This is a genomic window from Chimaeribacter arupi (genome assembly GCF_002858805.1).
Taxonomy (GTDB): Bacteria; Pseudomonadota; Gammaproteobacteria; order Enterobacterales; family Enterobacteriaceae; genus Chimaeribacter; species Chimaeribacter arupi.
Window position 1 is genome coordinate 1 of sequence record NZ_PJZI01000047.1, and the last position, 19,878, is coordinate 19,878.

A 19,878-nucleotide genomic window follows, 5' to 3' on the forward strand; every position below is an offset into this window, starting at 1 on the left:
GCCGGATTTGGCTTTCTGCACCCCATCCATGCTCAGCGCACGGATAGCATTGGCAAGCTCTTTACGAGAGGACATGTAGTAAAACTCCGTGATTACAGTTCAGCAGACAGCATGTCTTCCAGCTTCTGCTGGTCGACGGCAAACAGACGGATACCTTCCGCCAGTTTTTCAACCGCCATCGGATCCTGGTTATGTTCCCAACGGAACTCCGCTTCAGCCAGCGGGGCCGGTTGGTGGAACGCTTCGGTAGACGGGGTAAGCTTGCGCTCAACCGGGGCATCGCTGTTTTTCAGCTCTTCCAGCAGGTTCGGGGAGATGGTCAGGCGGTCACACCCGGCCAGGGCCAGAATCTGCTCCACTTTACGGAAGCTGGCACCCATGATGACGGTCTGATAACGGTGCTGTTTATAGTATTCGTAGATAGAACGGACAGATTTCACGCCCGGATCGTTGTCGACGTTATACTCGGCGTTCGGTTCTTTGGCTTTGTACCAGTCATAGATACGGCCCACGAACGGGGAGATCAGGTAAACACCCGCTTCCGCACAGGCGCGCGCCTGGGCAAAGGAGAACAGCAGCGTCAGGTTACAGTTGATGCCCTCTTTTTCCAGCTCTTCTGCGGCCTTGATGCCTTCCCAGGTAGACGCGAGTTTGATCAGGATGCGGGATTTGTCCACGCCCTGTTCCTGATAGAGGCCGATCAGTTTGCGCGCTTTGGCGATGCACATGCCGCGGTCAAAGGAGAGGCGGGCATCCACTTCGGTGGAGATGCGGCCAGGGACGCTTTTCAGGATCTCGACGCCGATGTTAACGGCCAGTTTGTCGGAGGCATTGATGATCTGGGTTTCTTTGGTGCCGCCTTGCTTACGGGCATAGTCCAGCGCGTCTTTGAACAGGGACTGATACTGCGGCAGGCCGGCGGCCTTCAGGATCAGAGACGGGTTGGTGGTGGCATCCTGCGGTTCGAAGTGGCGGATAGATTCGATATCGCCGCTGTCGGCGACGACAGTGGTGACTTTCTTCAGGGCTTCTAACTGGTTCATCTCAATGCTCCTTAGCGAGATAACGTCGAAAAATAGAGAGTTCTGTTTCAGAAAATTCGGAGTCTCATCACATTTGTATACCCTGCATCATTTCATTAACGAAATGAATACGCTTTTTCTGATTGTTGTAATGGGTAATAGCAATGCACCGCAGCAGAAGGCGGCGTGGCGCGCAAAATCATAGAGGCGTGCGGCCAGAGGAAGGGCGCAAATGTCACGACACAACATATCAGCATAGACCTTTTTCCCAGGATTGCTGAGACATCGTTTATTCCCTTTATCACGCAAACCGGGCGGCTATTTTTTGGGCCGCCTCAAAGTTTGTCGCCATTCCCTCACTATACTGGTTGGGCAACATCGACTTCCGCAAAAAGATCCATAAAGACAAGGAACCCTGCAATGGACGACCAACTGAAACAGAGTGCGCTAGATTTCCATGAATTTCCCGTCCCAGGAAAAATCCAGGTATCACCCACCAAGCCCCTGGCTACCCAGCGTGATCTGGCGCTGGCCTACTCACCGGGGGTCGCGGCCCCCTGTCTGGAGATAGAGAAAGATCCGCTCGCCGCCTACAAGTACACCGCCCGCGGCAACCTGGTTGGGGTCATTTCCAACGGCACCGCGGTGCTGGGGTTAGGCAACATCGGGGCGCTGGCCGGCAAACCGGTGATGGAGGGCAAAGGCGTCCTGTTCAAAAAGTTCGCCGGGATTGACGTGTTTGACATCGAAGTCGACGAGCATGACCCGGACAAGCTGATCGACGTGATCGCCGCGCTGGAACCGACCTTCGGCGGCATCAACCTGGAGGACATCAAAGCACCGGAGTGCTTCTACATTGAGAAAAAGCTGCGCGAGCGCATGAACATCCCGGTCTTCCATGACGATCAGCACGGCACGGCGATCATCTGCACCGCCGCGGTACTGAACGGCCTGCGGGTGGTCGGGAAAAACATCTCTGACGTGCGGCTGGTGGTCTCCGGCGCGGGGGCCTCGGCCATCGCCTGCCTGAACCTGCTGGTGGCGCTGGGGCTGAAGCAGCACAACATCACCGCCTGCGACTCGCGCGGGGTGATCTATCAGGGGCGTGAGGAGAACATGGCCGAAACCAAAGCGGCCTATGCCATCCCGGACAACGGCTGGCGCACGCTGGCGGATGCCATGCCGGGCGCGGATATTTTCCTCGGCTGTTCCGGCCCCGGCGTGCTGAAGCCGGACATGGTGAAAGAGATGGCGCGTGACCCGCTGATCCTGGCGCTGGCCAACCCGGAACCGGAGATTTTGCCGCCGCTGGCGAAAGCGGTGCGCCCGGACGCCATCATCTGCACCGGCCGCTCTGATTTCCCGAACCAGGTCAACAACGTGCTCTGTTTCCCGTTCATCTTCCGCGGCGCGCTGGATGTCGGCGCCACCACCATTAATGAGGAGATGAAACTGGCCTGCGTCCATGCGATTGCCGATCTGGCGCTGGCAGAGCAGAGTGATGTGGTCGCCTCCGCCTATGACGATCAGGAGCTGTCATTCGGGCCGGATTACATCATCCCGAAACCGTTCGACCCGCGCCTGATTGTGAAAATCGCCCCGGCCGTGGCGAAAGCGGCGATGGACTCCGGGGTCGCGACGCGGCCGATCGCTGATTTTGACGCCTACACCGAGAAGCTCGCGGAGTTCGTCTACAAGACCAACCTGTTTATGAAGCCGATTTTCTCGCAGGCGAAAAAAGAGACCAAACGGGTAGTGATGGCCGAGGGCGAAGAGGAGCGCGTGCTGCACGCCACGCAGGAGATGGTGTCGCTGGGGCTGGCGTTCCCGGTGCTGGTGGGCCGCCCGAGCGTGATTGAGATGCGGCTGAAGAAACTCGGCTTGCAGCTCGAAGCGGGCAAGGATTTCGAGGTGGTGAATAACGAATCCGATCCACGCTTCAACGAATACTGGCGCGAATACCACCAGATCATGAAACGGCGCGGCATTTCGCAGGAGCAGGCGCGGCGGGCGGTGATCGGCAACCCGACGCTGATTGCGGCGATCATGGTGCTGCGTGGCGAAGCAGATGCGATGATCTGCGGCACTATCGGCAGTTACCACGAGCACTATGACATTATTGAGAAAGTGTTTGGCTTCCGTGAGAACGCGCATGTGGCCGGCGCGATGAATGCGTTGCTGCTGCCGAGCGGCAACACCTTTATCGCGGACACGTACGTCAACGATGACCCGACGCCGGAACAGCTGGCGGAAATCACCCTGATGGCGGCGGAAACGGTGCGCCGTTTCGGCATCGAACCCAAAGTGGCGCTGGTGTCGCACTCCAGTTTCGGCTCCTCCGATAATCCGGCCGCACGCAAAATGCGCGAGGCACTGGCGCTGATCAACGAGCGCGCGCCGGAGCTGGAGATTGACGGTGAGATGCACGGCGACGCCGCGCTGGTGGAGAGCATCCGGAATGACCTGATGCCGGACAGCCCGCTGAAAGGTTCGGCCAATATCCTGATCATGCCGAACATGGAAGCGGCGCGCATCAGCTACAACCTGCTGCGCGTCTCCTCGTCGGAAGGCGTTACCGTGGGGCCGGTGCTGATGGGCGTGTCGAAGCCGGTCCACATCCTGACGCCGATCGCCTCAGTGCGCCGCATCATCAATATGGTGGCGCTGGCTGCGGTGGAAGCACAAACCCAGCCGCTGTAACGGTGTCTCTGTGTTACCCGCAACAAGGGCGCATAACGCGCCCTTTTTTTACGGCCGGTCTGGCCCTTTTGCTGGGAAGAAGGGGAGGATCAGCGTTTGCGCTGTTGCAGCCATTTGTCGAGTTCGTTGGCGAACTGCTGGCGATCGCGCTGGTTCAGCGCCGCCGGGCCGCCGGTCTGCACGCCGCTGGCGCGCATGGTGTCCATGAAGTCACGGATATTCAGGCGCTCACGGATGGTTTCCGTGGTGTAGCGCTCGCCGCGCGGGTTCAGCGCCACACCGCCTTTTTCAATCACTTCCGCCGCCAGCGGGATATCGCTGGTGACCACCAGATCACCCGCCTCCACGCGTTTGACGATTTCATTGTCCGCCACATCAAACCCGGCCTCGACCCGCAGGGTGCGCAGGTATTTCGACGGCGGCGTGCGGATGGTCTGGTTAGCCACCAGTGTCACCACCGTCGCGGTGCGGTCGGCGGCGCGGAACAGCACCTCTTTGATCACATTCGGGCAGGCGTCGGCATCGACCCAGATTTGCATCAGTGTGTCCCCTTATCAGCGGCCAGCCAGTCGCGCACCGGCAGGAAATCGCGCGTCAATGCCGCTTCCGGGCTGTTCTCGTCCGGCTCAAAGCCATATTCCCAGCGTACCAGCGGCGGCATCGACATCAGAATCGACTCGGTACGGCCACCGCTCTGTAAGCCAAACAGCGTGCCGCGGTCCCATACCAGATTAAACTCGACGTAACGGCCGCGGCGGTAGAGCTGGAAGGCGCGCTCGCGCTCGCCCCATACCTGCGCTTTGCGGCGTTCAACAATCGGCAGGTAGGCCGTCAGGAAGCCGTTGCCGACGGCCTGCATGAAGGTAAAGCAGGTGCCGAAATCGGGCGTGTTCAGGTCATCAAAGAACAACCCGCCGATGCCGCGCGCCTCGTTGCGGTGTTTCAGGAAGAAATACTCATCACACCAGGCTTTGTAACGCGGGTAAACGTCGTCACCAAACGGGCGGCAGATCTGCTCTGCGGTACGGTGCCAGTGTACGGCGTCCTCTTCAAACCCGTAGAACGGCGTCAGGTCAAACCCGCCGCCAAACCACCATACCGGCGCTTCGCCCGGCTTCTCGGCAATAAAGAAACGCACGTTGGCGTGGCTGGTCGGGATATACGGGCTGTGCGGGTGGATCACCAGCGACACGCCCATCGCCTGGAAACTGCGCCCGGCCAGCTCAGGGCGGTGCGCGCTGGCCGACGACGGCAGCGACGCGCCGGAAACGTGGGAGAAGTTGACGCCCGCCTGTTCAAATACCTTGCCCTGCGTCAGCACCCGGCTGCGGCCACCGCCGCCTTCGGCGCGGGCCCACGCATCTTCAACAAACGACGCGCCGCCATCGGCAGCGGCCAGTTGTTCACAAATATGGTCTTGCAGGGACATCAGGAAGGTTTTAACGAGGTCGATAGTCGGATGGCTCATAACGGCGGGCAGTCACTCTCAGGCTGAACAGGCCGCCAAGTATACCCGATTGCCCCGGCGTTGGCAGGGCTAACGCGGTTTTCGCTCGTGGCTGTCGAAGTAGTGGAAGAAACTGACGATGCCGTCGGCAATCGCCTGCGCAATCTCCTGGCGAAAACGCGGGGTGCTGAGCAACTGCTCCTCGGTGTGGTTGGTGATGAACGAGGTTTCCACCAGCACCGACGGAATCGACGGGGATTTAAGCACCGCAAACGCCGCCTGCTCGGTGGTCTGGCTGTGCAGGTGGTGCACCGGGCGCAGCTTCTCCAGCACATGGTGGCCCAGGGTCAGGCTGTTTTTGATGGTGTCCGTCTGTACCAGGTCAAACAGCACCTGTTGCAGGTAGTTATTGTCTGCGGCGGCGTACTTCGCCCCGGCGACGTTGTCGGCATCATTCTCTTTTTTCGACATATAACGCGCCATCGCGCTGCTGGCCCCCCGGTTGGAGAGGGCGAACACGGAGGCCCCGGACGCGCTGGGGTTGGTAAAGCCGTCAGCGTGGATGGAGACGAACAGATCGGCCTGATGCTGGTGGGCAATCTCCACCCGCTGATAGAGCGGGATAAAGTGGTCGGCGTCACGCGTCAGGCGCACCTCAATGTGGTCATGCTCTGCCAGGCAGCGGCGCACGCTGTTGGCGATCTCCAGCACGATGTGCTTCTCTTCGGCGCCTTCATGGCCGACCGCACCGGAGTCAACGCCGCCGTGGCCGGGGTCCAGCATCACGATTTTTTTGGCATTGGCCGGTTTGGGGGCCGGGGCGGTTTTGGTGACGTGCTGCTGTGCCGCCGCCGTGCGGGCGCCAAGCAGCCCAAACGCCAGCCCCAGCCCGGAAATCAACAGTTTGCGGCGCGACGGGGAGGCGGGCAGCGGCGTAAATTGCAGGAATTTAGTCAGCGGATTGAGCATTGTTCATCACCATCGTCAGAAAGCCGGGTGACGTTTATAACGGATCTGGCCGGGGCAATCGACTCTATAACTATTACCGTTACCCCGTAACTATGTCCTTTTATGAATAAGGCGCTGATTTCTTTACAAGGCTTTACCGCTGTCCGGTGCCTGCCGGTACGGCAGCACCTGGCGGGCACCTTCGGCCCAGCCTGCCACCTCTTCGCGCTCCTGCTCCAGGAAACCGGCCACTGCCTCATGCAGGCCGGGGTGCAGCAGGCGGTGCCAGGAGTCCGTGAGCACCGGCTCAAAGCCGCGGATCAGTTTATGCTCGCCCTGCGCCCCGGCATCAAAACGCGCCAGGTGGTGGGCAATCGCATACTCAATGCCCTGATAGAAACAGGTTTCAAAATGCAGTTGGTTAAACTCGGCCAGGCAGCCCCAGTAGCGGCCATAGAGCGTGTCACCCCCCAGCAGGCTGAAGGCCATTGCCACCGGCTGTGGCCCCTGTTTCGCTATCACCACGCGGATGGCGTCCGGCAACTTTTCGGCCAGCAAACTGAAGAAGGCGCGCGTCAGGTAGGGCGCCTGGCCGCGCACCGCGTAGGTGTTGGCGTAGCAGGTGTAGACGAAATCCCATTCCGCTTCAGTGAGTTCCGCCCCTTCGCGCCAGGCAAAGCTGATGCCGAGCGATGCCACCTGCGCCCGCTCTTTGCGGATCTGCTTTCGCTTGCGGGAGGTCAGGCTGTCGAGGAAATCCTGAAAATCGCGGTAGCCGCGGTTATGCCAGTGGTATTGGCACCCCTGGCGGTGCAGCCAGCCGGGCTGCGCGCTGAGCAGCGCGTTATCCGTCGCGGCGGTGAAATTGATGTGTGCGCCGGAAAGCCGCTGCTGTTCCAGATAACCGGGCAGCGCCGCCAGCAACTGCGCGGCGGCGTCCGGTGCGCCGAGCAGCCGTGGGCCGCTGACCGGGCTGAACGGCACTGCGCCGAGCCATTTCGGGTAATAGGGAATGCGGGCGCGGCGGCAGGCGTCTGCCCAGCCGTGGTCAAACACATATTCGCCGTAGGAGTGGCTTTTGCGGTAGCCGGGAATGGCAGCCAGCGGGCGGCCGTTTTCCATCCAGACCAGATGTTCAGCACGCCAGCCGGTGCCGGGGCCGATGCTGCCGCTCTCTTCCAGCACAGCGAGAAAGGCGTGGCTGAGAAACGGCTGTCCAACGGGGGCCAGGGCATCCCACTGGGCGGCAGGCAACAGGTTCAGGGAGGGAAAGGCGGTTAAAGGCATCGGCAAACTCCTGGTCAGGGAAACGCGGGCAACCGTGCCAATGTAGCAGAGGTGGTGCCCGCCGGGCGGGAAAATGCCTAAAAATCGTCTGAGTGCGCGGCTGCGGGGCAATTTAATATTGCGTCACCGGCAGATCCCGCGATAATCAAGAATAATCTGAACAATAGCGGCGAACACCCATGGAAATTCGCATATTCCGGCAAGATGATTTTGAAGAAGTAATTACCCTCTGGGAGCGGTGCGATCTGTTGCGCCCCTGGAACGACCCGGAAATGGATATCGAGCGCAAGATGAACCACGACCCGGACCTGTTCCTGGTGGCGCAGGTGGGCGGGGAGCTGGTAGGCACGGTGATGGGCGGGTATGACGGCCACCGCGGCGCGGCCTATTACCTCGGCGTGCACCCGGATTTCCGCGGGCGCGGCATCGCCAATGCGTTGATGAGCCGGCTGGAGAAGAAGCTGATTGCGCGCGGTTGCCCGAAGATCAACCTGATGGTGCGGGAAGAGAACGATGCCGTCACCAGCATGTATGAGAAGCTGGGCTATGAACTGGCGGACAGCATCGCGCTCGGCAAACGCCTGATTGAAGATCAGGAGTATTAAGCCGCGCGGCCGGCCATCGCAGGGTGGCCGGCGGCCTGAGGGTTACAGCACTTTTTTCACCGATTTTACATCCACCTGCACGTTGCTCCACTCTTTATCCACTTCCCCTTCCAGCTGGACTTTATCCGTGGGTGAGACGTTTTGCCCGGCCCAGCGTTTGTCATCAATTTCCACCGTCAGGGTGCCGGTGTTGTCGCGGAACAGGTAGTGTTCATCGCCGGTGCGCTGCTCGATGTGGCCCTCAAGGCGTACCCAGGCGTCATCTTTCATCTCCTGCACCGCTTTGACGGTCGCCGGGCTGGCGGCCGGGCCGGTAAAGCCGCCCTGGCTGGCCTGCGCCGGGGCATTCGGGGCAATAAATCCGCCTTGCTGGGCAACCGCAGGCAGGGTGAAGAGGGCAATCAGCGCGGCGAGGGTCATTTTTTTCATCATGGTATCTCCTTGGGTCTGTCAAAAGGCAGGCAGTGTTGCCGTTGAGATAAGTAAAGCAGAGAGATCTTAAGATCTTCTTAAGGCGTGGCTTTTTTTGTTACCCTGCTGTTCCGGCCGGGCAGGGTGCCCGGCCATGTTATGAGGGCCTCCGGTGCCGCACCCCTATCATCCTGATGACTATAACGCGCACGGCTGGCTGCGCCTGCCGTTCTTTTTCTGGCTGGTATTGTTGTTGCCGGCGCGCACCTGGCTGCTGTTTATTATGGCCGGGGCCTCGCAGGGGCAGGGCACGACGCTGCTGGCGCTGTTTTACCCGGATCGCACCCACTTCTGGTCGGGGATGGCGCTGGGGCTGCCTGCGGCGCTGGTATTTCTGCTGAGCGGCCGCCGCCATCTTTGGCCGCGGCTGTGGCAAGCCGGCTGGTGGCTGATGCTGGCCACCCTGGCGGCGTCGCTTATGGTGCAGGGGGTGGCGTTGTGGCAGGCGGCACAACCGGCATTCAGCGATCTGTTGCTGACGCTGCTGGACAGCGCCGCGCTGGCCTGGTGGTTGCTGAGCCGTTCGCTGAAGCGGGCCTTCAGTGCGGCAGAGAATGGCGGGTAACGGCACTTTTTGCCGCCGCCGGACTCCAAGAGCCGGAACCTTTTTCCCGCCCGGCCGTCTGTTGCCGGTGAATGCCGATACTGGAGTGTAAGTATGTATAAACATCTGCCGTTTCCCCGCCCGCTGTTGCTGGCGTTGCCGCTGCTGCTGACAGGTTGCGCCACGGTCTCTTCCGCGATGCCTGACGTTTCCTGGTCGGGGCTTAACCCGATGAACTGGTTCGGCAGCAGTCTGGAAGTGAGCGACAAGGGCGTCGGTGATGTGACCGCCGCGACGCCGATGACTGAAGAGGCGATTAAGGCCGCGCTGGATAACGACTATACGTTGCGCAGCGGGATGGGCACCAATAACGGGCAGGTGGTGGCCTTTTACCAGGCGCTGGATGACGGCAAAGAGGTGCTGACGGTCTCCGGCCCGGCGCACGGCACGGTGGAGCGCATCGACGTGACCGGCACCGACATCGCCGCGGGGGATGTTAAGATCGGCACGCCCTTCAGCGATCTCTACAGCAAAGCCTTTGGTGCCTGCCAGAAAGGGCAGGGCGACGATGAGCAAGGCGTCGAGTGCACCGCACCGGACAGCCGCCACCTGAGTTACGTTTTCACCGGTACCAGCAACGCCCCGGCCGGCCTGATGCCCGCCGACGATACCCTGAAAACCTGGAAAGTCAGTAAAATCATCTGGCGCGCCCAGGCCCGCTGATCACCCGATTGCCCCTAAGCCCGCCCTGTGCGGGCTTTTTTCTGCCTGCTGTCCTTCGAAGTTTGTAAGCACATACAAACTATTGCCGAATAGCGCCGCAGTGCCGGATGAGCGGGCAAGGCATAAAAACTTTCTATCTACTCTTTCCTTACATACCCGATGATTTGCAGAAAGGGTGGGGCATCAAAATTATTGACGACGAGGGCGCAGTGCCGGGCGAGCGGGAAGGACGCCCAAAATGCCCGCCAACTCTTTCCTTACATACCCGATGATTTGCAGAAAGGGTGGGGCATTAAAATTATTGCCGACGAGGACGCAGGGCCGGGCGAGCGGGAAGGACGCCCAAAATCCCTGCCTACTCTTTCCTTACATACCAAAAGACAGGCAGTCTGGTGAGGGCGTAAAAATCATTGCCGAATGAAGCCGCAGGGCCGGGCGAGCGGACAGGACGCCCAAAATCCCTGCCAACTCTTTCCTTACATACCCGATGATTTGCAGAAAGGGTGGGGGCATTAAAATTATTGCCGACGAGGACGCAGGGCCGGGCGAGCACACAGGGATGTGTGCGAGAGGGACAGCCACGCTGGGAGCGTGTCTGACCCGGCCCGAACAGCCCGGAGGACGCTGGAGGGAACCCGCTACGCGGGCAATAATTCTGCCGGGGCACTGAACGCGCGCGGGTGCAGGGCCGGCGCGCCGGCAGGCCCTGCTCGGTTGAGGCACCGGGGGCCGGGTAGCCAACCGCCCATGAACAACCGAAACTTTCCCCCATGAACAACCGAAACAATCCACCCCATCTCCACAAAAGCAAAGGCCCCCTGTGTGCCAACACAATTTCCCCATCCCCTTGCCCAAGAACAAAAACATTCCCCCCGCCCTGAGATATGATACCCCCCGCCAAAAAACAGCCCCCGCGCGCCCACCGCGCGCACCTCAATAAGGATCACACCACATGACACAGGTTCAGAGCGGCATCTTATTAGAACAGTGCCGTTTTGCCATTTATCTGGAAGCCAATATTCAGGGCGAATTTGACACCATCCGCCAGGGGTGCCGTAAATTCTGTCAGGCGTTGAAAGAGATGCAGCAAAAATTTCCGCAGGAGAACCTCGGTGCGGTGATCGCCTTTGGTTATGACGTCTGGACCGATCTCTGCGGCGGGCACAGCGCGCCGGAACTGAAATCCTTTCTCCCGCTCGGCAAGGGGCTGGCACCCTCCACGCAGCGCGACATGCTGATTCATATCCAGTCCCTGCGCCATGACGTTAACTTCACCCTGGCGCAGGCGGCCGTGGCCGCGTTCGGCAGTGCCATCCACGTGGAAGAGGAAACCCACGGCTTCCGCAACATTGAGCAGCGCGACCTGAGCGGCTTTGTGGACGGCACCGAAAACCCGCAGGGCGACCAACGCCGTGAGGTGGCGATCATCAGCCAGGATCAGCCGGATGCCGGCGGCAGCTATGTGTTTGTCCAGCGCTGGGAGCATAACCTGCGCCAGTGGGGGCGCTTCAGCGTAGAGCAGCAGGAGCAGGTGATCGGCCGTACCAAACTCACCAATGAGGAGCTGCCGCCTTCGGACCGCCCGGCCACCTCGCACGTCAGCCGGGTTGACCTCAAAGAAGAGGGCAAGGGGCTGAAAATCCTGCGCCAGAGCCTGCCGTACGGCAGTGTCAGCGGCAAACACGGGCTTTATTTCATCGCCTATTGCGCGCGCCTGCACAATATTGAGCAGCAATTGCTGAGCATGTTCGGCGAGCGTGACGGCCAGCGCGACCAGATGCTGCGCTTCACCCGCCCGGTCAGCGGCAGCTACTTCTTTGCCCCGTCACTGACGCGCCTGCTGGCGCTGTAACGGCTGTGGCCGGGCCGTTGCGCCCGGCCCGCCTTTTCCCCCGCACGTTTCTGCTCCCCTTGTTTTCCCACGCCGCCTGCTTATAGCGTTTTATGCTTGAAAATCACCAATTGGTATATAAAAGCATTACAGCTCCGCATCGAGTTATAAATACACTGGTAACACCAAAAGCATTCCGGCATGCCCGCCTGTCGGGATTGAGACAGGTGAGAGATGAGAGCAAACGTCCTGAAAATAAAAGCCTTATTCGCCGCAGCCCTCCTGAGTGCCGCGGCTTCCGGTGCGTCTGCCGCTGAGCTGCTCAACAGCTCGTATGATGTGTCACGCGAGCTGTTTGCTGCCCTCAACCCGCCCTTTATCCAGCAGTGGAATGCGCAGCACCCTGATGATCCGCTCACTATCCGCCAGTCCCACGGCGGCTCCTCCAAACAGGCGCTGGCGATCCTCCAGGGGCTGAAGGCGGATGTGGTGACGTACAACCAGGTGACTGATGTGCAGATCCTGCATGACCGCGGCCGGTTGCTGGCGGCGGACTGGCAGGCACGCCTGCCGAATAACGGCTCGCCGTTCTACTCCACGATGGCGTTCCTGGTGCGCAAAGGCAACCCGCGCAACATCCATGACTGGGGCGATCTGGTGAAGCCGGGTGTGTCGCTGGTGTTCCCGAACCCGAAAACCTCCGGCAATGGCCGTTACACCTATCTGGCGGCGTGGGGCGCACTGAGTAAAGCCCACGGCGGCGACGCCGCGCAGACCCGCACACAGATGCGCCAGTTGCTGAAAAACGTGGCGGTGTTTGATACCGGCGGCCGCGGCGCGACCACCACCTTTATTGAACGTGGCCTGGGCGATGTGCTGATCAGTTTCGAGTCAGAAGTGAATAACATCCGCAAGCAGTACGGGGCGGACAACTATGAAGTCGTGGTGCCGCCGGTGGACATCCTGGCGGAGTTCCCAGTGGCCTGGGTGGACAAAAATGTCCGCGCCAACGGCACGGAGCAGGCAGCCAAAGCCTACCTGACGTGGCTTTACAGCCCGGCGGCGCAGCAGATTATCACCGGGTTCAACTACCGCGTGTATGACGCAAAAGCGATGGCGGCCGCCGGTGCACAGTTCCCGAAAACCACGCTGTTCCGCGTGGAAGAGGCATTCGGCAGCTGGCCGGAGGTCATGAAGACCCACTTCGCCAGCGGCGGCGAGCTGGATACATTGTTAGCACAAGGGCATCAGTAATGTTGTTGGCCAGTAAACGAGTTCTACCCGGTTTCACCCTCAGCCTAGGCAGCAGCCTGCTGTACGTCTGCCTGATCCTGTTGCTGCCGTTGAGCGCGCTGGTGATGCAGTTGTCGCAGATGACGCTGGCACAATACTGGGAGGTGGTGTCCAGCCCGCAGGTGGTGGCGGCTTATAAAGTGACGCTGCTGTCGGCGGCGGTAGCCAGTATTTTCAACCTGTTTTTCGGCATGTTGATGGCCTGGATCCTGACCCGTTACGAATTCCCCGGCCGCAGCCTGCTGGACGGGCTGATGGATCTGCCGTTTGCGCTGCCGACCGCCGTGGCCGGCCTGACGCTGGCAGGGATGTTCTCCACCACCGGCTGGTATGGCGAGTGGCTGGCGCAGTTTGGCATCAAAGTCTCCTATACCTGGCTCGGCATCGCGGTGGCGATGGCCTTCACCAGCGTGCCGTTTGTGGTGCGCACGGTGCAGCCGGTGCTGGAGGAGCTGGGGCCGGAGTATGAAGAAGCGGCTGAAACCCTCGGGGCCAGCCGTTGGCAGAGCTTCCGCCGGGTGGTGCTGCCGGAAGTGGCCCCGGCGCTGATCGCCGGCACGGCGCTCTCGTTTACCCGCAGCCTGGGCGAGTTCGGTGCGGTGATCTTTATCGCCGGTAACATCGCCTGGAAAACGGAAGTGACGTCGCTGATGATTTTTATCCGTTTGCAGGAGTTTGACTACCCGGCCGCAAGCGCCATTGCTTCGGTGATCCTTGCCGCCTCGCTGCTGCTGCTGTTCGGCATTAACACACTGCAAAGCCGCTTCGGCAAGCGCCTGGGAGGGCAATAATGGCTGACGTACCGCTGTTTACCGGCTCTGCCCGCGCCAAAATCAACTGGGGCAAATGGCTGCTGATTGGGCTGGGTGTGGTGATTTCCCTGCTTTTCCTGGTGATGCCGCTGGTGATGATTTTCCATACCGCCTTCTCCAGTGGGATGGACGCCGTCTGGCAGAACCTCTCTGACCCGGACATGCTGCACGCCATCTGGCTGACGGTGCTGGTGGCGCTGATTACCGTGCCGGTTAACCTGGTGTTCGGCACGCTGCTGGCCTGGCTGGTGACGCGCTTTAACTTCCCCGGCCGCCAATTGCTGCTGACGCTGATTGATATCCCGTTCGCGGTGTCACCGGTGGTGGCGGGGCTGCTTTACCTGCTGTTCTGGGGCACCAACGGCCCGGTCGGCGGCTGGCTGGATGCACACAATATCCAGCTGATGTTTGCCTGGCCCGGCATGGTGCTGGTGACCATTTTCGTGACCTGCCCGTTTGTGGTTCGTGAGCTGGTGCCGGTGATGCTGAGCCAGGGCAGCCAGGAGGATGAGGCCGCCGTGCTGCTGGGCGCGTCCGGCTGGCAGATGTTCCGCCGCGTCACGCTGCCGAACATCCGCTGGGCGCTGCTGTACGGCGTGGTGCTGACCAACGCCCGTGCCATCGGTGAATTTGGCGCGGTGTCGGTGGTTTCCGGCTCGATCCGCGGCGAAACCTATACCCTGCCGTTGCAGGTAGAACTGTTGCATCAGGATTACAACACCGCCGGGGCCTTTACCGCCGCCGCGCTGCTGACCCTGATGGCCATCGTAACCCTATTTCTGAAAAGTGCCCTGCAATGGCGCCTGGCGCGCACCAATAGCCGCCTTGAACAGGAGGAAAAGAATGAGCATTGAGATCGATAAAATCAGCAAATACTTTGGCCGCACGAAAGTGCTGAATGATATCTCGCTCGATATTCCTTCCGGCCAGATGGTGGCGCTGCTGGGGCCGTCAGGCTCCGGGAAAACCACGCTGCTGCGCATTATCGCCGGGCTGGAGAGCCAGAACGGCGGCCGCCTGAGCTTCCACGGCAAAGACGTGTCCCGCCTGCATGCGCGCGATCGCCAGGTCGGGTTCGTGTTCCAGCACTACGCGCTGTTCCGCCACATGACGGTGTTTGACAATATCGCCTTTGGCCTGACGGTGCTGCCGCGCCGTGAACGCCCGTCGGCTGCGGTGATCAAACAGAAAGTAACCCAGTTGCTGGAGATGGTACAGCTCGGCCACCTGGCAAACCGCTACCCGGCCCAGCTCTCCGGTGGGCAGAAACAGCGTGTGGCGCTGGCGCGTGCGCTGGCCGTGGAGCCGCAGATTCTGCTGCTGGATGAGCCGTTCGGCGCGCTGGATGCGCAGGTGCGTAAAGAGCTGCGCCGCTGGCTGCGTGAGCTGCACGAGGAGCTGAAGTTCACCAGCGTGTTCGTGACCCACGATCAGGAAGAGGCAATGGAAGTGGCCGACCAGGTGGTGGTGATGAGCCAGGGCAATATTGAGCAGATCGGCACGCCGGACGAGGTATGGCGCGAGCCGGCGACCCGCTTTGTGCTGGAGTTCCTCGGCGAGGTCAACCGGCTGGACGGCGAAATCCGCGGCTCGCAGCTGTTTGTCGGCCCGCACCAGTGGCCGCTGGCGCTGACGCCGATGCACCAGGGGCCGGTGGATCTCTTCCTGCGCCCGTGGGAGATGGAAGTCAGCACCCAGCCCAGCCCGCGCTGCCCGTTGCCGGTGCAGGTGCTGGAAGTCAGCCCGCGCGGCCACTTCTGGCAACTTACGGTGCAGCCACAGGGCTGGCAGCAGGATCCCATCAGCGTGGTGATGACCACCCAGGAGAGCGAAAAAGCGCCGGTACGCGGCAGCCGTTACTACATCGGCAGCCTGAACGCCCGGCTCTATGCCGGTGACCAACCGCTACAACCTGTTGCGTTGGCGCAGAGTGCCTGATAATTTTTAGGCACCACAGCACGCAAGGGCGGCCCTGGAGGCCGCCCTTCTTATTTTCTCCCCCGAAGGCATCAATCGTGACCACGCTGGAACACTGCATCGGCAATACGCCGCTCATCAAATTACAACGCCTGACCCACGGCCTGACCAGTGAAGTCTGGGTCAAGCTGGAGGGCAATAACCCGGCCGGGTCAGTGAAAGATCGCGCTGCCCTGTTTATGATCCAGCAGGCAGAAAAACGCGGCGAGCTGCGCCCCGGCGACACGCTGATTGAGGCGACCAGCGGCAACACCGGCATTGCGCTGGCGATGATCGCCGCCATGAAGGGCTACCGGCTGAAACTGCTGATGCCGGAAAACATGAGCGCCGAGCGGCAGGCGGCGATGCGCGCCTACGGCGCAGAGCTGGTGCTGGTGAGCCGGGAGGGCGGCATGGAAGGCGCGCGCGATCTGGCGCGGCAAATGGCGCAGGAGGGGCAGGGGATTGTGCTCGACCAGTTCAACAACCCGGATAACCCGCTGGCGCATTTCACCACCACCGGCCCGGAGATCTGGCAGCAGAGCGGCGGGCGGCTTACCCATTTTGTTTCCAGCATGGGCACCACCGGCACCATCACCGGCGTCAGCCGTTACCTGAAACAGCAGAACCCGGCAGTGCAGGTCATTGGCCTGCAACCGGCGGAAGGCAGCAGCATCCCCGGCATCCGCCGCTGGCCTGAGGCCTATCTGCCGGGCATTTTCCGCCCGGAACTGGTGGATGAGGTGATCGACATGAGCCAGGCGCTGGCGGAGCAAACCACCCGCGCACTGGCGCAGCAGGAAGGCATTTTCTGTGGCGTCAGCTCCGGCGGTGCGGTAGCCGGTGCGCTGTGCCTGGCCGCCGCCCACCCCGGCAGCATGGTGGTGGCGATTGTCTGCGACCGCGGCGACCGTTACCTCTCCACCGGCATTTTCGGCTGAAGGTTGCCGGTCTACTCCCGTTCCAGCGCATGGATCGGGTCCATGCGCGCCGCCCGGCGCGCCGGGAAGAAGCCGAACAGGATACCGATCAGGCTGGAGCAGACAAACGCCGCCACAATCGAGAACGGGGAGTAGATCATGCGGAACGGGCTGTTGAACTGGCTGAACAGCACGCCAATCCCCAGTGACAGCAGCACGCCGATAATGCCGCCCAGCAGGCAGACCAGTACCGCCTCAATCAGGAATTGTTGCAGGATGTCCCCGGCGCGTGCGCCCACGGCCATCCGCACACCGATTTCGCGGGTGCGTTCCGTGACCGACACCAGCATGATGTTCATCACGCCAATCCCGCCGACAATCAACGAGATCAACGCAATCATCGACACCAGCAGCGCCAGGGTGTTGGTGGCGCTTTCGATCGTCTGGCGGATGCTGTCAGTGTTCATCACAAAGAAATCTTTGGTGCCGTGGCGCTGTTCCAGCAGGGCGGTGATGCCGCGCTCGGCCGCGTTGAGATCGACATTGTCACTGACCCGCACCGTGATGCTGCTGAGGTAGGTTTTGCCCAGCATCCGCCCCATGGCGGTGCTGTACGGGATCCAGACATTCAAACTTTCGTTGCTGCCGAACCCGCCCTGTTTCTGCGCCGCCACGCCCACCACCCGCACCGGCAGGCTGCCGAGCAGGATCACCTGGCCGACCGGGTTTTCACCGCGCACAAACAGCTTGTTGCGGGTGTTGGTGTCGATCACCGCCTCCTGCATCAGCTGGTCGACGCTCTGGCGGGTGAAGGCCATGCCTTGCGCCATGCTGTAGCCGCGCACCACAAAGAACTCCTCACCAACGCCGCTGACCGTGCCGGTCACGGATTCGCTGCCGAAGCGGAATGTGGTGCTGGTGGTGACGCCGGGCGTGACGCTGTGCACGTACGCCTGCCGCCGCAGGGCATCGGCATCGGTGGCGCGCAGCGTCTGGATGGCGGCGGAGCGCATGTCGCCGAAATCTTTGCCGGGGAACACTTCCAGCGTACTGGTGCCCATCGCGCTGATGTCTGCCAGGATTTTTTCCTGCGAGCCTTTGCCGAGCGCCACCACCGACACCACCGAGGCGATGCCGATAATGATGCCGAGCATGGTCAGGAAGGTGCGCAGCCGCTGGGAGGCCATCGCCAGCAGCGCCATTTTGAACGCCTCGCTGAAGCGGTCACGCTGCGCCCGCCAGCGGGACGCCGGGGCCGCAGCCGGTGGCTCTGCCATCACGGCAGGTGCCGGGGTCAGCGGTGGCTGCGGGTTGGCGCGATCCGCAATGATTTCGCCGTCACTGATCTCGATGATCCTTTCGGCATGTTGCGCGATCTGCATGTCATGGGTGACGATCACCACCGTGTGGCCCTGGGCGTGCAGATCTTTTAAGATCGCCAGCACTTCCTGCCCGCTGTGGGTATCCAGTGCGCCGGTGGGTTCATCCGCCAGGATCACTTCCCCGCCGTTCACCAGCGCCCTGGCAATACTAACCCGCTGCTGCTGGCCGCCGGAGAGCTGGCTTGGCCGGTAATGGAGCCGCTCCGCCAGCCCCAGCCGGGTAAGCAGTGCAGCCGCCCGTTGGCGGCGCAGATCGTGGCGGGTGCCTGCATAGATCGCCGGGACTTCCACATTGCCCAGCGCCGTCAGGTCACTGAGCAGGTGGTAGCGCTGGAAGATGAACCCAAAGTGTTCGCGCCGCAGTTCGGCGAGCTGATCGCGGCTGAGTTCACGGGTGGCGCGCCCGGCCACCCGGTACTCCCCAGCGCTGGGCTGGTCAAGGCAGCCCAGCAGGTTCATCAGCGTTGATTTGCCGGAACCGGATGCGCCGACAATCGCCACCATTTCCCCGGCCTGCACCGATAGGTTGATGCCCTTGAGCACGGTAATGCGCTGTTCACCGGCCATAAACTCCCGGCGGATGCCGGTCAGCTCAAGCAGCGGGGCAGCGGGGCGGGCATCACGCATCATGACCTCCCGCCTGCGGCCGCAGGGGCGGCGTCACCCAGCGGGTTAATCACCACTTTTTCCCCGACTTTCAGGCCCGTGGTAATTTGTGCCTGCACATTGTTGTTCAGGCCGACCGTGACCTGGCGCTCATGCGCCTCGCCCTGCGCGTCCACCACCTGCACCGTGGTGCGCTCCCCGGTGCGGTGCAGCGCCGTGGCCGGGACAACCACCGCGTTTTTGAGGGCGGCCAGCACAATGTATACCTGCGCGGTCATGGAGATCCGCAGCACGCCCTCCGGGTTAGCGACATCAAACAGCCCGTTGTAGTAGATGGCGCTGGTGGTGCTGCTGCTGTTGCTGGTGCCGGTCAGGGCGCTGCTGCTCTCGTCATTGATCGAGTCCGGCGCCGGTTCCACCGCGCGCAGGGTGGCCTGATAGCGCGTGCCCGGCCGGCCGAGGATGGTGAAGTAAACCGGCATCCCGGTGCGTACGTTGACCACATCCGCTTCGGAGATCTGCGCCTTGATGGTCATGGTGTCGAGATCCGCCACTTTGATGATGGTCGGCGTGCTCTGCACGGCGTTCACCGTCTGCCCGGCCTCAACCGGGATCGCCACCACGGTGCCGGCCATCGGCGCGCGGATCTGGGTATAGCCCAGATTCACCTGCGCGGTATTCTCCGCGATTTGCGCCTGGACGATCTGGGCTTCCAGCGCATTCAGCTCCGCCTCGGTCGCTTCCAGTGCCGCGCGGGCGGCGTCATAATCTGCCTGGGCACCGACGCCGCGCGCCAGGATGTCTCTCTGCCGGTTGAAGGTCAGCCGGTCATTGCGCAGCTGCGCCAACCGGGCCGCGCGTTGCGCCTGCACATTTTTCAGCGCAGCCTGGGCATCACGCAGGCTGTTCTGCTGGGTCAGATCATCGATTTCCGCCACCAGTTGCCCGGCGGTGACTTTATCCCCCAATGCCACATGCAGCGCCTTGATCTGGCCGGAGGCCTGCGCCCCGACACTGACCTGTTTCTGCGCCTCGATGGTGCCGTCCGCCAGCACGGTATGCTCCAGATCCTCCTGGGTGACCGTGGCGGTGATATAGTCCGGCGGGGCAGGGCGGTGGAAGGCACGGTAGCCGACCGCAGCTATAATCAGCAGAACCAGCATAATCAGTATCGTGCGACGGGTGAAAAAAGTGGATCGTCCTGTGGTGTGCGACGCCATCATCCAGCGGTTCCTTGTTTCAGAAGTAAAAGTCTTCAGCAGTAAAATGTAGTCAGAAATAAAACGTAGCCAGCGGCAGGAAAAGAGTGCGAGCGGATAATTTACCCCGCA

19 protein-coding genes are annotated in these 19,878 nt (G+C 61.5%); 10 read left to right on the forward strand and 9 right to left on the reverse strand.

Annotated elements, in window-relative coordinates; translation table 11 throughout:
• Together CYR52_RS23120 and tal are read right to left on the reverse strand one after the other, a co-directional pair.
• The coding region (locus CYR52_RS23120) for a hypothetical protein (protein WP_394854013.1) at nucleotides 1–75 on the reverse strand (75 nt) is incomplete at its 3' end.
• A gap of 17 nt (nucleotides 76–92) precedes the next feature.
• Entirely contained in the window at nucleotides 93–1,043 is a 951-nt protein-coding gene (tal, locus tag CYR52_RS20375) for a transaldolase (RefSeq protein ID WP_072933811.1), read from the reverse strand.
• Between the two features lie 399 nt (nucleotides 1,044–1,442).
• Here tal and maeB point away from each other — a divergent pair, with 399 nt between their 5' ends.
• Nucleotides 1,443–3,722 carry an NADP-dependent oxaloacetate-decarboxylating malate dehydrogenase gene (gene maeB / locus CYR52_RS20380; RefSeq protein ID WP_072933809.1) on the forward strand — a complete coding sequence of 760 codons (2,280 nt, stop codon included), beginning with the start codon at nucleotides 1,443–1,445 and terminating at the stop codon, nucleotides 3,720–3,722.
• Nucleotides 3,723–3,811: 89 nt separating this feature from the next.
• Here the strand turns inward: maeB and CYR52_RS20385 are convergent, their stop codons facing one another.
• The 4 genes from CYR52_RS20385 to CYR52_RS20400 form a co-directional block, all read right to left on the reverse strand.
• Entirely contained in the window at nucleotides 3,812–4,261 is a 450-nt protein-coding gene (locus tag CYR52_RS20385) for a YaiI/YqxD family protein (protein WP_072933807.1), read from the reverse strand.
• The gene (gene hemF, locus CYR52_RS20390) at nucleotides 4,261–5,190 is read right to left on the reverse strand and encodes an oxygen-dependent coproporphyrinogen oxidase (RefSeq protein WP_101829319.1); all 930 of its coding nucleotides are present in this window, start codon (nucleotides 5,188–5,190) and stop codon (nucleotides 4,261–4,263) included. Before hemF ends, CYR52_RS20385 begins: the two co-directional genes overlap by 1 nt.
• Before the next feature lie 69 nt (nucleotides 5,191–5,259).
• Nucleotides 5,260–6,138 (reverse strand): N-acetylmuramoyl-L-alanine amidase AmiA, encoded by an 879-nt coding sequence (gene amiA / locus CYR52_RS20395; protein WP_072933802.1) that lies wholly within the window; start codon nucleotides 6,136–6,138, stop codon nucleotides 5,260–5,262.
• A 123-nt stretch (nucleotides 6,139–6,261) separates the two neighbouring features.
• Nucleotides 6,262–7,404 carry a GNAT family N-acetyltransferase gene (locus CYR52_RS20400; RefSeq protein ID WP_101829320.1) on the reverse strand — a complete coding sequence of 381 codons (1,143 nt, stop codon included), beginning with the start codon at nucleotides 7,402–7,404 and terminating at the stop codon, nucleotides 6,262–6,264.
• A 179-nt stretch (nucleotides 7,405–7,583) separates the two neighbouring features.
• Here CYR52_RS20400 and CYR52_RS20405 point away from each other — a divergent pair, with 179 nt between their 5' ends.
• The gene (locus CYR52_RS20405) at nucleotides 7,584–8,009 is read left to right on the forward strand and encodes a GNAT family acetyltransferase (RefSeq protein ID WP_072933798.1); all 426 of its coding nucleotides are present in this window, start codon (nucleotides 7,584–7,586) and stop codon (nucleotides 8,007–8,009) included.
• Nucleotides 8,010–8,051: 42 nt separating this feature from the next.
• Here CYR52_RS20405 and CYR52_RS20410 read toward each other — a convergent pair whose 3' ends face one another.
• Nucleotides 8,052–8,438: a YgiW/YdeI family stress tolerance OB fold protein gene (locus CYR52_RS20410; RefSeq protein WP_139300381.1), complete on the reverse strand. Its 387-nt coding sequence runs from the start codon at nucleotides 8,436–8,438 to the stop codon at nucleotides 8,052–8,054.
• Between the two features lie 154 nt (nucleotides 8,439–8,592).
• Between CYR52_RS20410 and CYR52_RS20415 the strand changes: the two genes are divergently transcribed.
• From CYR52_RS20415 to cysM, 8 genes are all read left to right on the forward strand, one after another.
• The gene (locus CYR52_RS20415; protein ID WP_072933793.1) at nucleotides 8,593–9,045 is read left to right on the forward strand and encodes a DUF2919 domain-containing protein; all 453 of its coding nucleotides are present in this window, start codon (nucleotides 8,593–8,595) and stop codon (nucleotides 9,043–9,045) included.
• Nucleotides 9,046–9,138: 93 nt separating this feature from the next.
• The gene (locus CYR52_RS20420) at nucleotides 9,139–9,747 is read left to right on the forward strand and encodes an RpoE-regulated lipoprotein (protein ID WP_072933791.1); all 609 of its coding nucleotides are present in this window, start codon (nucleotides 9,139–9,141) and stop codon (nucleotides 9,745–9,747) included.
• 952 nt (nucleotides 9,748–10,699) lie between these two features.
• Complete coding sequence (locus CYR52_RS20430; protein ID WP_101829322.1) at nucleotides 10,700–11,599, forward strand: Dyp-type peroxidase; 900 nt, start codon at nucleotides 10,700–10,702, stop codon at nucleotides 11,597–11,599.
• A gap of 213 nt (nucleotides 11,600–11,812) precedes the next feature.
• A complete protein-coding gene (gene cysP / locus CYR52_RS20435) occupies nucleotides 11,813–12,832 on the forward strand; it encodes a thiosulfate ABC transporter substrate-binding protein CysP (RefSeq protein ID WP_101829323.1) in 1,020 nt (339 codons plus the stop codon).
• Nucleotides 12,832–13,662 carry a sulfate/thiosulfate ABC transporter permease CysT gene (gene cysT, locus CYR52_RS20440; protein ID WP_072933106.1) on the forward strand — a complete coding sequence of 277 codons (831 nt, stop codon included), beginning with the start codon at nucleotides 12,832–12,834 and terminating at the stop codon, nucleotides 13,660–13,662. Before cysP ends, cysT begins: the two co-directional genes overlap by 1 nt.
• Complete coding sequence (cysW, locus tag CYR52_RS20445) at nucleotides 13,662–14,537, forward strand: sulfate/thiosulfate ABC transporter permease CysW (RefSeq protein WP_101829324.1); 876 nt, start codon at nucleotides 13,662–13,664, stop codon at nucleotides 14,535–14,537. Before cysT ends, cysW begins: the two co-directional genes overlap by 1 nt.
• Nucleotides 14,527–15,621, forward strand: coding sequence for a sulfate/thiosulfate ABC transporter ATP-binding protein CysA (gene cysA / locus CYR52_RS20450; protein ID WP_072933110.1), 1,095 nt, complete (start codon nucleotides 14,527–14,529; stop codon nucleotides 15,619–15,621). Before cysW ends, cysA begins: the two co-directional genes overlap by 11 nt.
• A 77-nt stretch (nucleotides 15,622–15,698) precedes the next feature.
• Nucleotides 15,699–16,580 carry a cysteine synthase CysM gene (cysM, locus tag CYR52_RS20455; RefSeq protein WP_072933112.1) on the forward strand — a complete coding sequence of 294 codons (882 nt, stop codon included), beginning with the start codon at nucleotides 15,699–15,701 and terminating at the stop codon, nucleotides 16,578–16,580.
• An 11-nt stretch (nucleotides 16,581–16,591) separates the two neighbouring features.
• On the opposite strand, the gene CYR52_RS20460 is transcribed toward cysM, so the two are convergent.
• Both CYR52_RS20460 and CYR52_RS20465 read right to left on the reverse strand, forming a co-directional pair.
• Complete coding sequence (locus tag CYR52_RS20460) at nucleotides 16,592–18,568, reverse strand: MacB family efflux pump subunit (protein WP_072933185.1); 1,977 nt, start codon at nucleotides 18,566–18,568, stop codon at nucleotides 16,592–16,594.
• Nucleotides 18,568–19,767, reverse strand: a complete 1,200-nt coding sequence (locus CYR52_RS20465) for an efflux RND transporter periplasmic adaptor subunit (RefSeq protein WP_101829329.1) — start codon at nucleotides 19,765–19,767, stop codon at nucleotides 18,568–18,570. The genes CYR52_RS20460 and CYR52_RS20465 overlap by 1 nt, the downstream gene beginning before the upstream one ends.
• Between the last annotated feature and the right edge of the window lie 111 nt (nucleotides 19,768–19,878).